The sequence below is a fragment of the Olivibacter sp. SDN3 genome, assembly GCF_014334135.1.
Lineage (GTDB): Bacteria > Bacteroidota > Bacteroidia > Sphingobacteriales > Sphingobacteriaceae > Olivibacter.
Genome location: NZ_CP060497.1, coordinates 3,490,677 through 3,510,628 on the forward strand (window position 1 = coordinate 3,490,677; position 19,952 = coordinate 3,510,628).

At 40.7% G+C, this 19,952-nt stretch carries 17 protein-coding genes; 11 read left to right on the forward strand and 6 right to left on the reverse strand.

Features of this window, described 5'->3' with window-relative positions; translation table 11 throughout:
• Positions 1-78: 78 nt before the first annotated feature.
• A complete protein-coding gene (locus H8S90_RS14440) occupies positions 79-2,352 on the reverse strand; it encodes a GH92 family glycosyl hydrolase (RefSeq protein WP_187338567.1) in 2,274 nt (757 codons plus the stop codon).
• Positions 2,353-2,567: 215 nt separating this feature from the next.
• Here H8S90_RS14440 and H8S90_RS14445 point away from each other — a divergent pair, with 215 nt between their 5' ends.
• From H8S90_RS14445 to H8S90_RS14485, 9 genes are all read left to right on the forward strand, one after another.
• Positions 2,568-4,853, forward strand: a complete 2,286-nt coding sequence (locus H8S90_RS14445) for a GH92 family glycosyl hydrolase (protein WP_187338568.1) — start codon at positions 2,568-2,570, stop codon at positions 4,851-4,853.
• 66 nt (positions 4,854-4,919) lie between these two features.
• Complete coding sequence (locus H8S90_RS14450) at positions 4,920-5,516, forward strand: Crp/Fnr family transcriptional regulator (protein WP_187338569.1); 597 nt, start codon at positions 4,920-4,922, stop codon at positions 5,514-5,516.
• 50 nt (positions 5,517-5,566) lie between these two features.
• The gene (locus tag H8S90_RS14455) at positions 5,567-5,983 is read left to right on the forward strand and encodes a VOC family protein (protein WP_187338570.1); all 417 of its coding nucleotides are present in this window, start codon (positions 5,567-5,569) and stop codon (positions 5,981-5,983) included.
• Positions 5,984-6,178: 195 nt separating this feature from the next.
• Positions 6,179-6,505 carry a helix-turn-helix domain-containing protein gene (locus H8S90_RS14460; protein WP_187338571.1) on the forward strand — a complete coding sequence of 109 codons (327 nt, stop codon included), beginning with the start codon at positions 6,179-6,181 and terminating at the stop codon, positions 6,503-6,505.
• A gap of 9 nt (positions 6,506-6,514) precedes the next feature.
• Positions 6,515-7,042: a DinB family protein gene (locus tag H8S90_RS14465; protein ID WP_187338572.1), complete on the forward strand. Its 528-nt coding sequence runs from the start codon at positions 6,515-6,517 to the stop codon at positions 7,040-7,042.
• 433 nt (positions 7,043-7,475) lie between these two features.
• Positions 7,476-8,606 carry a glycoside hydrolase family 105 protein gene (locus H8S90_RS14470; RefSeq protein WP_187338573.1) on the forward strand — a complete coding sequence of 377 codons (1,131 nt, stop codon included), beginning with the start codon at positions 7,476-7,478 and terminating at the stop codon, positions 8,604-8,606.
• A gap of 80 nt (positions 8,607-8,686) precedes the next feature.
• Positions 8,687-9,430 carry an SDR family oxidoreductase gene (locus H8S90_RS14475; protein ID WP_187338574.1) on the forward strand — a complete coding sequence of 248 codons (744 nt, stop codon included), beginning with the start codon at positions 8,687-8,689 and terminating at the stop codon, positions 9,428-9,430.
• 35 nt (positions 9,431-9,465) lie between these two features.
• Positions 9,466-10,020 (forward strand): DUF1572 family protein, encoded by a 555-nt coding sequence (locus tag H8S90_RS14480; RefSeq protein WP_187338575.1) that lies wholly within the window; start codon positions 9,466-9,468, stop codon positions 10,018-10,020.
• Between the two features lie 153 nt (positions 10,021-10,173).
• On the forward strand, positions 10,174-10,539 hold the full coding sequence (locus H8S90_RS14485) for a DUF4180 domain-containing protein (RefSeq protein WP_187338576.1): 366 nt from the start codon (positions 10,174-10,176) through the stop codon (positions 10,537-10,539).
• Here the strand turns inward: H8S90_RS14485 and H8S90_RS14490 are convergent.
• Positions 10,536-11,108: a CDP-alcohol phosphatidyltransferase family protein gene (locus tag H8S90_RS14490; RefSeq protein ID WP_187338577.1), complete on the reverse strand. Its 573-nt coding sequence runs from the start codon at positions 11,106-11,108 to the stop codon at positions 10,536-10,538. The two genes, H8S90_RS14485 and H8S90_RS14490, sit on opposite strands and share 4 nt — an antisense overlap.
• A 255-nt stretch (positions 11,109-11,363) precedes the next feature.
• Here H8S90_RS14490 and H8S90_RS14495 point away from each other — a divergent pair, with 255 nt between their 5' ends.
• Together H8S90_RS14495 and H8S90_RS14500 are read left to right on the forward strand one after the other, a co-directional pair.
• Positions 11,364-12,155, forward strand: a complete 792-nt coding sequence (locus tag H8S90_RS14495) for a Cof-type HAD-IIB family hydrolase (RefSeq protein WP_187338578.1) — start codon at positions 11,364-11,366, stop codon at positions 12,153-12,155.
• 284 nt (positions 12,156-12,439) lie between these two features.
• Positions 12,440-12,652 (forward strand): hypothetical protein, encoded by a 213-nt coding sequence (locus tag H8S90_RS14500; RefSeq protein ID WP_187338579.1) that lies wholly within the window; start codon positions 12,440-12,442, stop codon positions 12,650-12,652.
• A 172-nt stretch (positions 12,653-12,824) separates the two neighbouring features.
• Here the strand turns inward: H8S90_RS14500 and H8S90_RS14505 are convergent, their stop codons facing one another.
• From H8S90_RS14505 to H8S90_RS14520, 4 genes are all read right to left on the reverse strand, one after another.
• Positions 12,825-13,067, reverse strand: coding sequence for a helix-turn-helix domain-containing protein (locus H8S90_RS14505; protein ID WP_187343058.1), 243 nt, complete (start codon positions 13,065-13,067; stop codon positions 12,825-12,827).
• 513 nt (positions 13,068-13,580) lie between these two features.
• Positions 13,581-14,912: an alkaline phosphatase family protein gene (locus H8S90_RS14510; RefSeq protein ID WP_187338580.1), complete on the reverse strand. Its 1,332-nt coding sequence runs from the start codon at positions 14,910-14,912 to the stop codon at positions 13,581-13,583.
• A gap of 27 nt (positions 14,913-14,939) precedes the next feature.
• Positions 14,940-18,047 carry a TonB-dependent receptor gene (locus H8S90_RS14515; protein ID WP_222852100.1) on the reverse strand — a complete coding sequence of 1,036 codons (3,108 nt, stop codon included), beginning with the start codon at positions 18,045-18,047 and terminating at the stop codon, positions 14,940-14,942.
• Positions 18,048-18,620: 573 nt separating this feature from the next.
• Positions 18,621-19,706 (reverse strand): 3-oxoacyl-ACP synthase III family protein, encoded by a 1,086-nt coding sequence (locus tag H8S90_RS14520; RefSeq protein ID WP_187338582.1) that lies wholly within the window; start codon positions 19,704-19,706, stop codon positions 18,621-18,623.
• Positions 19,707-19,952: the final 246 nt, after the last annotated feature.

A 19,952-nucleotide genomic window follows, 5' to 3' on the forward strand; every position in this document is an offset into this window, starting at 1 on the left:
AATCTGTTTAAAATGAAAAACAGCTTGAGCATATGTTGGCTGTCAAACTGTTTTCCATGAAATATTTGTGTATGGTTTTTACGGTTTTGTTTTTCCCATTTCAAAAGATGGAGGGATGGCATGGTCTCCGGTGGCCCAAGTTTTATTTGGATGCTTGCCCATCACCAGTTGAAGTTCTCCTCCTTTCATAAGTTCTTCATGGCTAAACCATGATTTATCCCAGTCGGCACCATTTAACTTTGCCGACTGAATATATTTATTTTCAGGAGAATAGTTCTCACATGTCACCCGGAAGGTTTTTCCATTTCCGAGGTCAAGTGTTGCTGTTTCAAAGCTAGGGCTGCCTATTACATACATCGGTAGGCCGGGAGTGATAGGATAAAAACCTAATTGCGAGAATACCACGAAGGAGGTAAGTCCTCCACCATCTTCGTCTCCAGGTATGCCCATGAGATCGTTCCTGAACCATTGATTCAATAAATTGCGTATACGTTTCTGTGAGCGCCAAGGCTCGCCTGCATAGTTATAAAGGTACGGTACGTGCATAGCGGGCTCATTCCCCATGGAGAATTGACCAACGTTACCTGTATGATCCGCGTAAATATGATAAAAATCTGGTCTGCCTTTTCCCAAAGGAGTACTGTACATGTCTTCTAAGGCATCGACGAAAGCCTGTTTTCCCCCAATTAATTGTACAAGATCACCTACGTTATGTGGTACATCAAAACGGTAAACGTAACCTGTGTTCTCATCATAAGCGTCCCTGCCGCCTATTCCGGGTGGGAAGCGGTAGTCTAAATCAGGCATAAATACACCAAACGTGTCTTTGGGATGGAAAAATTTTGTTTCCGGGTGTAGTACTTTGCGGTAGTTTAAACTTCTGTCTGCAAAATATGCTGCTTCATCTTTTTTTCCTAAGGCATTGGCCAGAATGGAGAGACACCATTCGTCATACACCGTACCTAAGGTGACGGCTATAGGCTGTCGCCTTTCCCAGCTATGGACCTCAGGAACTGTCTCTTCTTCTCCTGGTGCTAACGAAGGGAAATAGCCATGCTCTTTATAAAACTGATCTAAAACCCCCGCGGGTTTTGACGACCAAGGTGCTAAGGTTTTTTCGGTAATGGCTGCCTTTGAAACCTGATAAGCTTCGGCCAGATCAAAACCCTCAAGGCCCTTACTATAAGCATCGGCAACCATGGCCACGGCATGGTTGGAATTCATCCGTCGGCTATCGCCGGTAACTTCCGGGAAATTAGGCATCCACGCACGGGGCATTTGCCGCGTCATAATAATATAGGAATTGATCATGTGGTTCTCCATTTCGGGCTCTATGAGTATACGAAGGGGGTGGGTGGCACGGTAGGTATCCCAAATCCAATCATCTGTATAAAAAGGATTACCTTGATCACTATGTACCTTGCCGTCGTATGCGCTGAAGTATTGTCCGTCTTCAGATATACATATCATCCGCTCATAAGTACGGTATAAAGAAGTGTAAAATACAGTTTTAGCATCTTCGTCTGCACCTGAAACTTGAATCTTCTGTAAGGTCTTGTTCCACACATCACGCCCATGTGTGGCAACGGCATCTACATCGTATCGCGTAATTTCCCTTTGTAGGTTTTTCCTGGCCTGCTCTGTACTGATGAATGAAACGCCATAGCGGGCTTTAACCTGTTGCGTATTATCCGGAAATTTGAGTAAAAAGTAGGCATTTTCGCCAGCAGTCTTTTTTTCTTGAGCAGCTATTTGCTCACCTTGGTGAGTGCCTATCGCCTCTGGCTTCACATCTGTTTCAAAATAGATGTACACTTTGGTGTTATTGTCCAGTTGTTGATAGCCACTAACACTACTTCCATCATTTACCAACTCACCGTTCCGTGTGTTAAGTACCAAATAAACCGGTTGTCCGGACTGGTTGAAAGTAATGTCGTAAATGCCCGACTGATGGGACGGTGCATAAGTTACATGGATGTCTTGATCGTCTAAGTCTACACTGTAGAAATAGGGCTTAATTACCTCATTGTCATAACCCAATGGAATTACACTTTTAATGTCGCCGGTATTTCCCTGAAAAGGGCTTAAGTTGAAGGCAGAACTGCCGCGGTGGCTCGTTACGATTAGTGGTAAACCGCTAAGCACATTACCGGTGAAATTTTCCCTTTCAGGATACACACGTAACATACTATTAGGCAGATGCACCGTAGGATAGGTGGGTACCAGCATATGGCTGATATTACCAATATATGGGTTTACATAATCAACTGGCTCTTTGGGTGCCTGCGCAGATAAGTGCGTTGCCGTCAATGAAAATAGGGCAAGAATAAAAAAGAAATTTAGTCGTCTCATATTACTTTAAAGGTATACAATCTTCAATCAAAGTTGAAGATACAGATATTCCATTAAAATACCATGGTAAAACGTTATAGCAAATCATGAAGATGTGTAACTATATAACCTGCCTTTACACTATTTCGCGAATTTGAATACGATAAACCGATCATTACAATAAGAAATATTATATTGCCACGGCCTAGTAGAATCACTATTTATTACATATTTATATGAAATATACTTTACACAGCCTGCTTTTTGTTTTATGTTTTGTTGCAATATCATACGGTCGGGTGCAACAGCGCGATATGGTGAAATATGTTCAAACCCTAGCCGGTACAGCAGCTAGCACAACCTTAGCCGCTCAGCAGCATAGTGAAGCTAGTTCAGAACAATATGCCAATACCATACCAGCGGTAGCACCTCCTTTTGCCATGACACAATGGACGCCGCAAACGAGAAAAGGCGAAGAGAAATGCGTAGCTCCCTATTATTATACCGATTCACTTATCAACGGCTTCCGTGCAAGTCATTGGCTCAGTGGTTCTTGCACACAAGATTATGGGAGTTTTTCTGTAATGCCGGTGAGTGGAAGTTTAGCCGATGCACTGCAAGACGCGCAGAGCCCTTTTTCGCATAAAAAAGAAAGTGCTGGCGCCGAGTACTACGAGGTCATGTTGGATAAATATAATTTGAGGGTGGCAATCAGCGGTACCGCTAGAGCAGGTATAATGCAGGTTGAGGCGTTAGCAGATGATAGTGTTTATTTTTTGATTAATAGTAATAGTGATGAAGCGCAGGGAAGCTTACAGATTAACGATGATGGCTCGATTAGTGGAAAAAATCCGGTACATCGTATTTATCAAGGGTGGGGTGAGTATGCTGGCTTTGATGGTTATCTCCACTTACTGGCTGAACAGCGGGTAACGGTATCGGGAGCCTTTGATTCAGGAAAAATTTCTCTTGAAAATCAGTCGTTTGGCGATGACAGTAAGGGGGTTTTTATCGGTTTTTATCTTGCAAAAGGGGAACGTGTCTCGCTGAAAATGGGGACTTCCTTCACCGATTCTGCCGGTGCAGAAAAAAATCTTGCCGTGGAAATACCTGGTTGGGATATTAGCGCTGTACGTCAAGCTACCGGGCAGGCTTGGGAAGAGACATTAGGACAGGTGCAAATAAAAGCATCGGATGATAAACAGAAACGTGTTTTTTACACCGGACTTTACCATGCTATGCAGCATCCACGACTTTTTAATGATGTAGACGGTAGGTATCCGGTTTTTGCGACTGAAAATCGTTTGGCAACCGATACAGTGGATTACTATGATGACTTTTCTATGTGGGATATTTACCGCGCCCAGATTCCGTTGCTGGAAATTCTAAAACCTAAATTGGTGCAGAATTTAGTAACATCGCTTATTATGAAAGGAGAAAGTGGCGGATGGTTGCCGATATTTCCTTGTTGGAACAGCTATACGGCGGCGATGATAGGCGACCACAGTACTTCTGTAATTGCCTCAGCCTATTTAAAGGGGATCATTAGTCGCGATGCGGAAAAAGCATATGGTCTGATGTATAGAAATGCTTTTGAGGTAGCCGACTCTGCGGATTACTATGATGGAAAAGGCCGTAGAGCCTTGGATTCTTATTTAACATATCATTATATACCCATGGAGGATAGCGTGCCAGTGGCTTTTCATAAAAAAGAGCAGGTGAGCAGAACTTTGGAATATGCTTATAACGATTACGCTGTAGCAATGATGGCGCAGCATCTGGGTAAAGTAACCGATTACCAACAGCTGCTAAAGCGGGCGGGCAATTACAAACGGGTTTTCGATGTACAAGTGGGAATGGTTCGTGGAAGGTACGCCGACGGCTCCTGGTATACACCATTTAACCCCGATTTCCGTGAACCATATATTACCGAAGGCTCGCCAAGACAGTATACCTTCTATGTCCCACAGGATATTCCTGGTTTGGCAAAACTAATGGGTGGCCCTGCAGCACTAGAAAGAAGTCTGGATGAATTATTTGATAATGATAACTATTGGCATGGAAATGAACCAGGGCATCAAATTCCTTTTTTATACAACTATACCAAGGCACCTTGGAAAACACAGGAGCGGGTGCACCAGATTTTGGAAGAAGAGTACAGTGATGGTCCCGGTGGTTTAAGTGGGAACGATGACGCCGGACAGATGTCGGCTTGGTACATTTTTGCAGCCTTAGGGCTTTATCCGGTAGATCCTGTTTCAGGGAACTATCTGCTAACAACTCCGTTGTACGAATCTTATGATATCGATTTAGCAGATAATAAGAAATGGCAGGTAAAGTGTAACCATTCTCCTTCGACCCACCCGTACATCCAGGCTATCGTATTGAACGGACAACGTTTGACTAGAAACTTTATCACTTATCAGGAAATCAAACATGGTGGTGTCCTGGAGATTGAATTAGGCAAAAAACCAAGCCAGACTTGGGGCGTAGACAAAACTGATCAAGTAAAAGGACTATGATGCATTAAGATCAATTTTTTTAAGCTTATATGAAATTTTTGTGACTCTTTATCGTTTAAGCAATCAATGAAAAACCTTTTAAAATATATTTACTCACTCACTGATTTTTCTGATGAGAGCTGGAAACAGTTACAAGGGGCGTTGACCAAACGGGAATTCAAGAAAAATGAGCTACTATTGAAAGAAGGTGAAGTATGTAATGCGTTGTTCTATATCGATAAAGGTTATTGCAGAAGCTATTATAGTTTGGATGGTATTGCGAAGAATACTGGCTTTTATTTTGAGAATGATTTGACCACAAATATCAATAGCTTCGGTAGCGGACAAAAATCAATGTATAACATCATCGCCTGCGAGCCTTTAACAACTATTATTTTTAACAAGGAACCATTATTTCAAGCGGCCAAACATGCGCCTGAGATTGAAATCCTTGGAAGACACTGTATCCGTTTGTTTGCTGCCAAACAAGAAGAATTTGCAAATCTATTTAAACTTTATGCAGCGAAAGATCGATTGGCATATTTAGAAAAGAACCATCCGATGCTATTACAACGGGTGCCGCTTTCACAGTTGGCATCATTTCTTGGTGTTGCCCGAGAGACGTTGAGTAGAATTAGAAATAGACGTGTAAATCTTAAATTTCGTGACGATTGTCACAGTTGAAAACCGATAGCAATTATCAATTTTGTATCAATAACTAGAAAGGTTTAGATATGCAACAACTAAAAAAAATTGATGAGCAAACAAATGTTATTACATGGTTTGAAATTCCAGTTTTAGATACTGCCAGAGCAAAAAAGTTTTACGAAACTATTTTGGCAGTAACGATGAGTACTCGGGTTTTTCCTGAAACAGATGAGGAACTTACTTTTTTTCCTTATGACCCTAAAATCATTCAGGCTACTTCGGGGAGAGTGACCGGCGCCTTAGTTAAATCGGCTACCAGTCAACCATCAGCTACGGGCAGCCTGATATATATCAATGCAAGTCCAAGTATACAGGTTGTTCTTGATAAGGTAGAACAAGCGGGGGGGCAGATCATTATACCAAAAACCGCAATGAATGCAGGCCTTATTGCGATTATTACAGATACGGAGGGAAACCGTATAGGACTCCATGCCGAGAGGTAAAGCAGAAAAATCGAATAAACAAAGTTCTGTCGACATGATCCGCATGCGCTGAGAAATGGCATAAAGTGCTTTTTAGGTAGACTTGCATTTCAAATTAACCAAATGCGGCTATTGCTAAGCTTAGCGCAGGAGGTTAGTTTTATGGTCTGCTACACTTTTTGTAGTATTGCTGTAGTTTTTTAATATAAATAAGCTATGGCAATTCCAATTCCAGGAACACCCGTTAGAGGGTCTAAATCTGGACAACCAATTATGGCTCTTTTTGATCTGCTTGGCAGAAGCTGGGCAATGGGAATCATTTGGCATTTAGACCAGGGAGCAAGCACTTTCCGCCAGTTACAGACATACTGTGAAACTATTTCTCCAACCACTTTGAACAAACGGTTAAAGGAGTTAACTGACGCGTATTTGTTGGAACGCACCCCCAATGGATACGCATTAACGGAGCAAGGCAAAGAGCTTTTTCAGTTGATTGATCCACTTGGAAAATGGGCAAAAACATGGGCTCAACATTTTAAATAGTAAGATATCATGAAAGTAATAAAAAAGCCGTTACCCAATGAGTTTCCTGCTTATTCACACATCTACATGGATTTATTGGAGGATGACGGAAAAGTATTGGCACATTTGAAGCAAAACCTTGTAAACATTAAACATTTCATTTATAGTCTGCCGGAAGAGAAATTGTATTACAGATATGCTGAAGGCAAATGGACAATTAAGGAGATTTTAGTTCATATTATCGATGATGAACGTATTTTCGCCTATCGTGCATTGCGTTATGCGCGAAACGATCATACACCGCTTCCAGGTTTTGAACAGGATGACTATGCTTATTATTCAAAAGCTAATGAGCGGAGCTTGGAAAGTATATTTAAAGAATACGAGGCAGTGCGCAGTGCTACCATTACACTTTTTGAACATTTACCTGAAGATGCGTTGATGAGAGGTGGTGTTTCCACGGGAAATATAAACAAAAGAACGGTTAGAGCGTTGGCGTACCATATCGCAGGTCATGAACTTCGTCATATCAATATTATTAAAGAGAGATACCTGTAACACAAAAGAAATACGAACAACAGTTTATCAGATTTTTGATTTAACTGCAGCAGTTGTTATTCGGTAGACTGTCTATCACTTAAATAGCAGTTCAAGGTTTAATGAAACAACACCTAAATAATAATATTTTTTGATTGAAACGGATTACCATAGCCATAACACATTCCCAAGAATTGTAAACGCCGAATGTTCACAGGTTATGTTTCCATTGCAATGATTATCGAAGATTTTGTTTTTAGAAAGCGTTATATTGCGCTTACTTATTATAGTTAATGTTAATTGCAGTCTGTTTATTGAGCTGTTAAGGCTGTTATGTTACTTTTTTTATTATCGGATTGTTATCAACAGCATTTTCGTATTTTGCATTGAATTGATTTCTTCACGAGTAAAGCGTGAATTGAAAAATAACCATCAGTAAATAAAAACTTAAATTATGAAAGCATCAACGTTAGTAATTGTTCTCTGCGCGATACTTATTTCTGCTTGTGATTCGGGATCGAATCACGATCTAAGAAACATGCCGGAAGAAGCGGATCCAAAACTTATTGGAGATAAACTAGTAGAGCTTTTTTTAAACACGCCGAACTCGCAGTACGGTAATCCAAGGCCAGAAAATGCTCCAACGCAGATTACGTATCCTGATGTTTGTACCTGGTTAGGTGCCTTGTGGTTTGCACAAAGCACAAAAAATGAAAATTTTACGAAAAGGTTGGAAGAGAGATTTATTCCTCTTATGACAGTAGACAGTACCTTACAGCCTCCAAAAAACCATGTAGACAATAATGTATTCGGTGCCGTTCCTTTAGAACTTTACCTTCAAACAGAAAAAACAAACTATCTTGATACTGGGCTTGATTATGCGGATACCCAGTGGGAGGCTCCGGAAGATGCAACAGAAGAAGAACTAACGTGGGCAGACAAAGGATATTCCTGGCAGACTCGTATCTGGATAGATGATATGTTTATGATCACCGCTATTCAGGCACAGGCGTATAGGGCAACAGATAATCGAAAATATATAGATCGGGCAGCTGCTGAAATGGTGATGTACCTGGATGAGATACAGCAACCCAACGGCTTGTTCTACCATTCGCCAGATACTAAATTTTTCTGGGGTAGAGGAAATGGTTGGATGGCCGTCGGCATGGCAGAGCTACTGCGTATATTACCAGATGATAATCCTAATAGATCGCGAATTCTTGAAGCCTATCTGAAGATGATGGAAACGCTTAAGGAGTTACAGGGGGAGGATGGTATGTGGCATCAGCTGCTTGATGATCCTGATGCATGGAATGAGACATCGGGATCAGCCATGTTTACTTATTCGATGATTATCGGTGTGAAAAATGGTTGGTTAGACGAAAAAGAATATGCTGAAGTGGCTCGAAAAGCTTGGCTAACGCTGGTTACCTATATCAACGAAAATAATGAAGTGACAGAAGTTTGTGAAGGGACAAACATTAAAGATGACCGACAATATTATCTGGACAGAAAACGGATAGTAGGTGATTTGCACGGGCAAGCGCCCATGATATGGTGTGCTCATGCATTAACTGATTGGTAAAAAATCACGTGTTAAACGGCTACTTTGGTTCGTACAAGACCGCCTATTGTAGCAACTTAGTTTTTAACGGGAAAAGAGATATGAAGGTTATGCTAGTAACAGGAGCGAGCCGCGGAATTGGTGCCGCTACAGCGATCCTCGCAGCCAAAGCGGGATATCTAGTGGCAGTGAATTATTATCAGAATAAAATAGCGGCAGATAATGTTGTTGCGGCCATAGCATCCGAAGGAGGAACAGCCGTGGCTATTCAGGCTGACATTTCCAGTGAAAGCGAAATAATAAAGTTGTTTTCGGAAACAGACAGGCTTTTAGGACGTGTAACTGCCTTAGTTAATAACGCGGGAATACTCGAGCGACAAATGCGGCTGGAAGAAATGGACGCTTTACGATTGAACCGGATATTTGCGGCGAACGTTACCGGACAGTTTATTTGCGCCAGGGAAGCGATAAAACGAATGTCGTTTAAATATGGGGGAAAAGGGGGAGCAATTGTGAACGTTTCTTCAATCGCCGCAAAAACTGGAGCTCCTAATGAATATGTGGATTATGCTGCTTCAAAAGGTGCGATGGATACATTAACCATCGGCCTGTCAAAAGAAGTAGCCGCTGAAGGGATACGGGTAAACGGTGTCCGACCTGCATTTATCCATACAGACATACACGCAAGCGGAGGAGATTCCAAGCGAATTGACAGGATAAAAAATAATATTCCTATGCAAAGAGGAGGTTTGGCGAGGGAAGTGGCCGAAGCTATTATTTGGCTAGCTTCAGAAAAATCGTCTTATTCAACAGGTTCGTTCATCAATGTGAGTGGTGGCAGATAGAAGGTGCCGAAAATTTCACGAAAAATAATTTCACTATGAAAACCAGTTATATTTCAAGTGTATTAAAGCAATTTGAATATTACAAAATGCTCGGCGAAAAAGCTATGCAACAGTTGCCCGAAGAAAGGCTGTTCTGGCAATACAATAGAGAAAGTAATAGTATCGCTGTTATTGTAAATCATATAGTGGGTAATATGCTTTCCAGATTTACCGATTTCCTAACTGCCGACGGCGAAAAAAGTTGGCGCAATCGGGATGCTGAATTCGAGGATAAGTTTAAAAACCGCGAGGAACTACTGGCCTATTGGGATAGTGGGTGGAGGTGCTTACTGGGTGCAATAAGTAACCTCACGGATGAACAATTGGAGTGTATAGTTTACATTCGTAATGATGGGCACACGGTTACTGAAGCTATTAATCGCCAGCTCGCGCATTATTGTTATCACATAGGTCAGCTTGTTTATATTGCGAAAATGGCTGTTAATGATCACTGGGAAAGTTTATCTATTCCTCGCAATAAATCTTTCGATTATAATAGAAGGAAATTTACTCAGAAAAAAGCTAGGCGCCATTTTACTGATGATCTTTAAAGCAGAGTACTAGCTGTGAAATGATAAAAACGAAATCGCAAATACCAGTAACTTCAAGGTTGCTTCGCCGGTATATGCCGTTGCTATATTTTGCATATAAAACCAATTTAACTAAGTTTGATTGAAATTCGTCAGTTTAACGAGAGAACTAAAATGAACATTGAAAGCCATACGATTAACGGGGAAAAAATTGCAGAAATTATTTCAACAGATGTTATTATTAATTCTACCGAAGATGGCTTGGACCTTATAGGTAATTTATACTATCAGGGATTTGATAAAGTCATCATTCACGAGAAGAACATTACGCCTGATTTTTTTGACCTGAAGAATGGAATGGCTGGCGAAATACTGCAAAAATTTTCGAATTACCGTTTCAAGCTTGCTATTGTTGGTGATTTCATGCAATACGTGAGCAAGAGTATCAAAGACTTTATATATGAAAGTAATAAAGTCAAACACATAAATTTCGTGTCATCTACAGCAGAAGCATTAAAGATACTTTCGGGCAATTTTTAGCGCCTTTGTTGCAATACTTCATGTAGTCCTTTTACATCTGCCTGCCATTTTGGTAGCAGATATACCATAATTGTCTCTTCTATAATATCCAGAGCAGTAATCGCTGCTGCGGCATAAAAAAATAAGGTCGGGGGCGACGATAGAAAAAAGGTAAGCACTAAAAAAACCGCTTGGAAAATAGCAGCAATTTTGGCCAGGTAGGTATGAAAACTGGTGGTTTTTTTGTATCGTATAAGTGCAAAAACCAATTGTACGAGATAAAGTATGAACAGTAGTGAAATCCACAGATACTCCGCTACAATAAAAGACCAATGCCAGAAGAAAAGACCAACTATCGCCACTAAAATGGTCAGGTCATCGGCAAGGGAGTCGAGTTTCGAGCCCATCACACTAACCACTTTATACTTACGCGCAAGATAACCATCAATTGCATCGGTAAAGAAACTGAATGCCAGCAGCCATTTAAATATTTCCCGCTGTTCTGTGAAGATAAACAATAGCAAAACCGGAGCAACTATTAAACGATAGAAGGTAATACCATTGACTATGTAATAGCTATTGCTCTGCATTGATCAAAGCTCGTGAAAATTAGCCGATAAGTCAAATCGTAATAAGAAACATCGCTTTTTGTCGTTGCAAGATTCAAGTGTATTGATCCAGGAGTATTTTTATCGAAACAATCTGTCCTAAGTGATAATGGGTGTGTTCGATTATCCCCATTCAAATATATATCTGTTGTAGCAGATGCGTGCTATTAGATAAATATTACGTATTTTTTACCTAATAAATTGTAAACCTAAACCGAGAATGATGATTTTTGCGCCATGTCAAATCCGAAAATCCAAGCCATTTTTTTTGATATCGACGGCACACTCTTGGGGCTAAAAAGCAAGATAATCCCCGATTCTACGATTGAAGCCTTAGGCCTATTAAAAGCAAAAGGAATAAAAATAATTGTATCCACTGGAAGATCATATGAACACGCGCGGTTTTTGGAACCTCTTGGATTCGATGGTTTTATTACCTTTAATGGAAGCTTTTGTGTCGATAGTGATGGCCAGTCTTTCTTTCGCCACACTATTGATGCGGGCGATATAGAAATATTGCAGCACTATTTAGCTACGGAAGAAAATTTTCCGGTAGGCGTAATGACTACGGAGGGTTCTTTCATTAGCCATATTACAGACGACGTAACAGCAATTTTTCAGTTGTTAAAACTGGATGTACCGCCACCGCAGCCTTTTACCAAAGCGCTGGGTAATGAAGTGCTTCAGCTCAACCTTTTTGTGGATGAAGATAAAGAAACACACATTATCAACAATGTCTTGAGAAACTGTGAGTCGAGCCGTTGGTGTCCGGTATTTATCGACGTTAATGCTCGTGGTATCAGTAAAAAGATTGGTATGGAACAATTCTTTGCGAGATATAATATATCTGCTACTGCAACAATGGCTTTTGGCGATGGCGGTAACGATATTCAGATGCTGCATACTGCTGGAGTGGGGGTGGCGATGGCCAATGCTGGCAAAAATGTGAAAGCTGTAGCTGATCATGTGACAGGTACAACGGAGGAAGATGGTATCTGGAATGCACTAAAAGCGTATGGAATTATCTAAGCTTCACGAACTGATAAAGCATACGGCATACGGGCTCTATTGTTTCTAAATATAAGTATAAAGGTCTTCTGGTCTACGATTTACAATATTTTGCAGCAAAATTGTCGCAATATGATTTCCTTTTTCGTTTACAATTCAGATTCAGGTATTATTCCACCTCAGTGAAGTGAAAATGTGAAAAAAGGTGTATTATTTTGAGTACTTGTTTTGAATCCAAAAGAAAAACAAATTCGTAATTATGTACATCTGATAAGAGGAATATGCACGTTTAATTGGTTTGATTTATGCAAAGTTTTTGGATAAAAGTAAGAGATGACATCTATTTTGTCAGTCCTATTAACTTACAGGGAATAAAGGTGTTTAATGTTAATATAAGAAATGAAGAAATATCATTTGTGTCTTCAAAAAAAGATATACACTGCTTAACTAAGACGCAGCTTGATGCTGGTCTATTGAAGGAGTTTGCCCGTAAAATAGCATCTTATATCGTTACCTAATAGAGGCTAGCTCTATATTGTTATAAGCAAGGTATCAACATACGTGGCCTTATTTCTGAAACTACCCTGTTTTGTCTTGTTTGGTATGAGGGTATTATTATTTCAATAAATAGAAATTTCCGGTGGAGGTTGGTAAGTTCTTTTGCTCCATTGTTTCCTTGTGCCGCGTGCCCTATTGTTCCAACAGGCCTAAAATCGGTTTCAGTTCTTGTTCACTTGCTGTCAATTCATACTCCACACGCGGTGGTACTTCAGCATATACTGTCCTTTTTTCCAGTTTGTTTTCTTCCGATTTACGCAGCTGTAATGTTAGCATACGTTCCCTAATATTCGGCATTAATTTCTTCAGTTGCCCGAAACGCAGTTTTCCATTAGTTAAATGGCAGCATATAGGTAAAGACCATTGCCCACCGATAAGGTTTGCATAATGCGATTACGGAAAGAGTTGAAAAAAGTGCTCAAGATTATATATCTTTTATAGACAAATTATAAAAAAATCAATTAGGATTTCAAAAATAATTTCATCAAAACACCCCAATGCCGTGTTTTTTAGGTACTATTCAAGTAATTGACGAGATAAAAGATTGAACAAACAAAACAAAATGCTTAAAATAATGTCTACCATGTAAGGTTTTGGTTTTTATAGAAGGCAAAGGCTCTTGTAATGAAAAAGCAGGGCCTTTGTTGTTAACAGTAATTGCTAATACAAAACAGGAAAGAAAAACAGCAGATTAACTATCAAACGGTTTAACCAAACTAGACCATAAGAATGGGCAGCGTAGCTTACCTGTTATTTTTTGCTATCGAAATTGCATATCTTTTTTCTTAGAAGGAATAGGATGAAAAAAAGAATTAAACAGGTTATGCCAAATATAGGTACCACCTGTTTAATTAATTTTTAGGTTCAGCTATAAGACAAAAGTCGTTGTCACTTTTGAAGCAAGCCGGGATAGAGCAAGCCGTCTGCAGATGGAAAATTAATACCTAAGAGCTTAGCAATAAGAGGAGCAATATCTTCAAGGCCCATTTGGTTCACGACAACTCCTTTACGGATTCCTTTTCCAAATACGACAAAACCGGTTTCAATTTCTTTAAAATTTGGAAAATAGCCATGTGTACCACCTTTCACTGCACTTAGCAATTCGCCGTTTACATCATTACCGAACGTTACGCCCTGAATAGGGGCTAGGGCGAGGCTTGCGTTCGGATCAGAACCAATGCTGTCAAGCCCGCTGCGGTCCACGATTTGAAACAGTTTACCTAATCCCGACGGTGTACTATTCAAAATTTCTTTCACCTTTTCTAAAGTCGCCGTATCGTTTTTATCCTTAAGATGTAAAAAAGAGGATCCGCCACTACTATGAAAGAAAGCTTTCCAATGAGTTTTGTTTTTAGGGTCAATCAAGCCTGATTTTGCGAGTAACACATTTGGATTCAATTGTGTATGAATATCTACAAAGCCATGATCACCGGTTACGATTATCGTAGTGTTCTCCTTGATCCCGGCTTTTTCAACAGCATCTACGATCGTCTTAATCGCTTGGTCTGCCGATGCCACGGCTGATCGGACTTGTTCACCGTCACGCCCCTGTTCATGTTCGGCATGATCGACATCTGCGATATGTACCGCTGTGAAGGATGGTTTGTATCTTCTAATTAGATACGCGGTCATCCGTGCATTATTGACGTCAGAAGTGAAATAGTCGGCAGCCATTTTACCATTGACATTATCGCGAATTTCTTCATACAAACCCGCTGGATGAGCCTCTTTTGACATACCTCCTACAACATCTTTTGGCGCGCCCTTTTCCTGAGGTAAAAACCAATACTCAGGGATCCGCCAAGTTATCGGTGCCTTGACCGTTACCGGCCACATTACACAAGCTGTGGTTAAACCGGCATCTTTGGCTGCGCTCCATAGGGTTGGTACTTTTAGCGAGTCATATTCCCAATACCAACGTCCGGTAGCTCCTTCCGGCTCCAGTGGCGTATTGTAATAGATACCGTGTTTTATCGGCTTTACTCCTGTTACAATAGTGGTGTGTGATGGGTAAGTAACTGACGGGAACACTCCGCGTACGCCATCACTGTAAGCACCTTCTGTCATAGCTTGACGTAAATGTACCATACCCCAGGAAGGATCCTTATAGAATTCAGGACGAAATCCATCTACACTGATTACTACAACGTGCGATTGTTGCGCGTGGATGAATAGGTATGACAAAAAGAAAAGGCCTATTGTTATAAAAATGTTTTTCATTTTCGAACATTTGTTTATATAAATCTCTTAAAAAGCATAGCGCAGCCCCAGTTGAACCTGAAAAGGGTTACCATTCAGGTTAGATACTCCGGTAGGTGCATTGACATTATATTCGTATTGGAGGTCTTCCGGATCAAAGCTTCTGATACTATATATATTTTGGTTACCCAAGTTGCGGCCTACTCCCCAATCTTTGTTTAACATATTGGCTAAATTGAAAATATCTACCGACGCTTCAATGCCGTGAGACCCATAAATGCGAAACATCTTAGCCAAACGTAGGTCGAACACGCCATAGAACCCATTTTCACCTCCATTGCGTTCAGCGATTTTATCTAAATTGGCATTGATATAATCTTTTACGCTCTGTTCCGCTTCGGGATTGTTCAGAATGGCATTGATCCCTTCACGGAGATATTCTGGAGTATTCGGATTCCCGGGATCATAAATGTAGGCTAAGTCATTGGACGACACAAAGTCGCCATTCATATTACCAGCTACCGCTAGGGAATAACGCGTGCCTGAAATACCGCTGAAGCGTAAGCCCATGGTAATACCCCAGACGCTTGGTGCATTGCCATAAAATACAACTTTGTGCCGGAACTGATTGTCGGAATAAGTCATGGTACTGAGATCGCGGGGATCATCCCGCACCATCAATGAAAGGGTAGCCGTATTGGCTACATTGCCATTATAAGAGGTGTTGTCACGTGTGTCGTTCCAAGTATAGGAGACATTGATTTGCCCATCTTTATAGTAGCGATAAGTACCATCTACTACGAATGTATAGGAATTAACCTTACCTTCGCTATTCATTTCCAATACGCGCCCTATATTCTCAGTTTTGCGGCTGTTCACCCAATTTGCCGTACCATTAGCAGTTTGGATCGTATTAGCAGGCACATAAACTCCTCGGTTATCCTCTGCGGCAATCCTAAAATAGGGTTCATCTACCATGTTACGGTCTACATACATATAGTTATTGCGACCCCAGGTACCGTAAGCGCTGAAGCCAATACGTAAGGTTGGCGTAAAGAAATGGTTGATGGATATATTGGCCTTATAAACGGTGGGGACCTTCACATCTGGGCTATTCGTATTAATGGTTACCAATTGTTCTATTTCCGGATTGTTGAGTAAATCGCGCCCTGGTGCGGTGTTCGGGTCATTGCGGTAGCTTGCAAAATCTATAGGTGGCATTAAGCGGGCGTCGGTAATATCTACGCCTGCAATACGTGAACCATCAAATAACATATTGTTTAACATCGAGTAGGGATTAAGGTTGGAACCAAATATACCGGCACCAAAACGGATAATATCTCGACCTTTATCGCCTATGTTCCAGTTAAACTGTACACGTGGCTGAAACTGAAAGGTATTGATTCCATTATCCGTAGCAATACCTAACTCATCATATACTACCTGATTAAAATTGGCCTTCCGCAGATAACTTGTGTTATCCAAGCGGATACCCGCTACCACATCCAAACCATATGCCAAGCGGGTCTCCATCTGACCGTAAACCCCAGCCGCAAGGTTATTGACTTTTGTATTTTCGTGGTCGGTCATATATACATCGCGTGCATAGCGGTAAGGTGTCATGTTATCAAAATTTTCCAGACCCGTAAAATAGAATCGACCATTCATTTCGCTACCGTAGCGGAAGTTCATATCGGTATACATGATATCCGCTCCAAAAGTGTATTTTATCTTTTCTGTGTTATAGTATAAGTTGTTCACCAGTTGGAATACATTTCCCTTAAACCACTCGGGCGCAAAGCGCTGACCACCCATCTGAATGGAATTGTAAAGTGTTCGATCGCCATCTACCGATTCTACATTTTCAACAATGACGCGAGGTATACTTTGGTTTTGACCAATGCCGGCTACATTATGCATGACATCCGTGCTTTCATAAAAATGTTGAATTTTTAGATCGTTCGTAAGCCTAGAGCTCAAAGACGACCGGAGAGAAGCCATTAGGCTGTTATTGACATTCTTTCTGTTGACATAAGATTCAAACGCGTTGATTCCTGAGTTATCGCCTTCCTGTTGATCATCCATATCATAGATAAAATTGTTTCGAATGGTCAGTAAGTGCTTAGGGTGAATCTGCCAATCGATTCGAGCAAAAGCGGCATCAGTTGCTTTCCTCTTATCAAAAGAACCGAATAGCGCATCGGAATTGAAACCATATTTTTCACGGGCAATGCGCGTAAATTCATCTAAACTTTCTTGGGTTACCCGATAACGACCGATGTCCTCCTGACTTTGGATGTCGGCTATAAGTAATGGTCTGGCATCTGCCTGATGATCCCAAGCAACAAAGAAATGTGCTTTATCCTTAACGATGGGGCCGCCAAGTGCGAAGCCATATTGATAGGTGGAGAATTCCTGTGCGCGTGGTGTTCCGTTCAGGTTGTAATTGCTCGACAACCAATCGGTACGTGCAAAGGTAAAGGCACTGCCGGAAAACGTGTTCGTACCCGATTTGGTGACCGTTGTAATGCTACCTCCGCCGCTTCTACCATAAGTAACGTCATATTCATTTGTTACCACCTTGAATTCCCGTATGGCTTCCATGGATATGGCATAAGCACCCCCACTATTACCACCGGCGATAGTACTGCGAGAAGTCATACCATCTACTGTATAATTTGTTGAGGATGCTCGTTGGCCTGCAAGATTGCTGCCACTACTAACTGGAGATAGATCAATCAGTGAAGAGAAGTTTCGTCCATTTACCGGAAGTTTGGTTAGTTCGGTGGCTGTCACTGCAGTCGACGCGCCTAATGTTTTAATCGTATTTCTTAGATCTGACCCTTCAATCACCACCTCCTCTAATTCATTGGAGCTTGCAGCCAGTTCGAAATCTACCACGATTTCATCACCGAAATTAAGCGCAAAGCCGGTTTTTCGTTGTTCGGTAAAACCGATAGAGTTTGCCGTGACAGTATAGGGAGAACCAAGTGGTAGCTGTTGAAAGGTATAATTACCTTTTTCATTGGTAACGGTAGTTGCCTTGAATCCCGTAGATTCATTTCTTACCGTAATAGAAGCACCTGCTATAGGACCTTCTTTTTCTAGAACCTTACCGGTAATGGTGGCCTCGGTACCTTGCGACCAGGTATGCATTGATAATAATAAAAGGGAAATTAGGCATGTGAGGAACGGAATAAATTTTGATTTCATTTGTTGTTTTATCGTTTAACGTACTATTTGTGGATTAAAGGAAAAATTAAAATGATGATGGATGGGTAATATCATATAGCTACAACTTTCGTGTTGGCCTCAAAAGTAGTACGCTCATATTGCGAGTTCGTTAAGAAAAGATTAACCTTGTATTTATTGTTGATCTGACACCTTTTGATGTTCTTTAAAATGGTTGGTTAGCAAAAGTTTTGATTTAATAAATTACGATGTCATGAAATATCGATTTATTGTCACGTAGACGTGTTTTTTAGCAAAAACATCTTCCTGGTTGTTATATTTAGGATCATTTTGTTAATCTTTAAGAAGATTTCGAAGTAATTGGAAGAATTACTCCCTTGTCGTTGTAAGATGCTAAAAGCACAAAAGCTAATTACCTAATTACGAGCAACAAATTTTGATTGTATCTAGCAGAAATTTAAAGGCATTACCACTTTGTGATGGTATTCGGGGTTTGGAAATCGGGTGCGAACGTTTACTAACTGTCTTAAGGAGTTTTTATTCTGGAATTTTGTAAGCCACTGCATTCATATTAACACCGGCCCCAACAGAGGCAAAAACGATTGTGCTCCCTTTCCTGAGCGTCTGGTGCTCAAAACGCCCTTTGAACATGAGGTCGTAAAGTGTAGGTAATGTGGCAACCGAACTATTGCCAAGCCATGATATGGTCATAGGCATAATGCCTTTTGGAGATTCTTTAATGCCATATAGTTCAAATAAATCGCGTAGGATAGCTTCATCCATTTTTTCGTTTGCCTGGTGTATAAGTACTTTGTCAATATCCCTAATAGACAGTTTGGCTTTATCAAGGCATTCCTTTATTACTTCAGGAACCGTTTTCAAAACGTTTTCATATAGCTTCCTGCCGTTCATTTTAAGGAACAGGGTGTCGTTTTCGAAATTTGGATTATAAGATCTGTCCATGCGTAAAAGATAGGCGAGATCTCCAGCATAGGATCTTACATTATGTGACAGGATACCAGTCGGTTCTTTACTCTTACCAGCCTCTACGATAACCGCCCCAGCTCCATCAGAATAGATCATACTATCACGGTCATGCGGATCGCAGATGCGCGATAAGGTTTCGGTGCCAATCACCATAATACGTTTTGCTGTACCATAGCGTATATAATAATCTGCTTGGATAAGTCCTTGCAGCCAACCGGCACAGCCAAAGGGAAGGTCATAGGTAATGGTAGCTGGATTGTTAATGTTTAGGTGATGTTTCACTCTTGACGCAAGAGTCGGGACAAACTCACTTCGGCGATTTTTCTCACTAATATCTCCAAAATTATGTGCAACAATAATGTAGTCGAGTGTTTCCATGTCAACTTGAGATGATAGGAGGGCGTCTTTAGCGGCAAAATAAGCAATATCAGACGCAACCAAATCATCTGTAACATATCGCCGTTCTTGTATACCGGTAATAGTCTGGAACTGTTTGATGATCTCTTCATTCATCTTCTTTAAGCGAATGCCATGCTCGTCATAAAAAGAGTGCGCTAGAAAATCTTCATTTAATATGCGGCGTGTTGGAATGTAACTGCCACTTGCTGTAATAACAGAATATGTTTGCTGATCCATGATGTTTCTTTTTTTTAACTTACCCGTTCCCCAGCAGTTTCAACAAGATGTATTACATGTTGTCTCCCTATTTCATCAGAACAGCTTTTACCTGTAAAATTATGTATTTACAGGATATATAACGAAGGATCAAAATAATTTGTTATGTCAAATGTAAAGTTAGGCTTGTTTTATTTGCCTGTAAGGGTAATCATGGAGCCAACCCTCTCTAGTGAGGTGACCGAGACAACAGCATACAACTTTGGT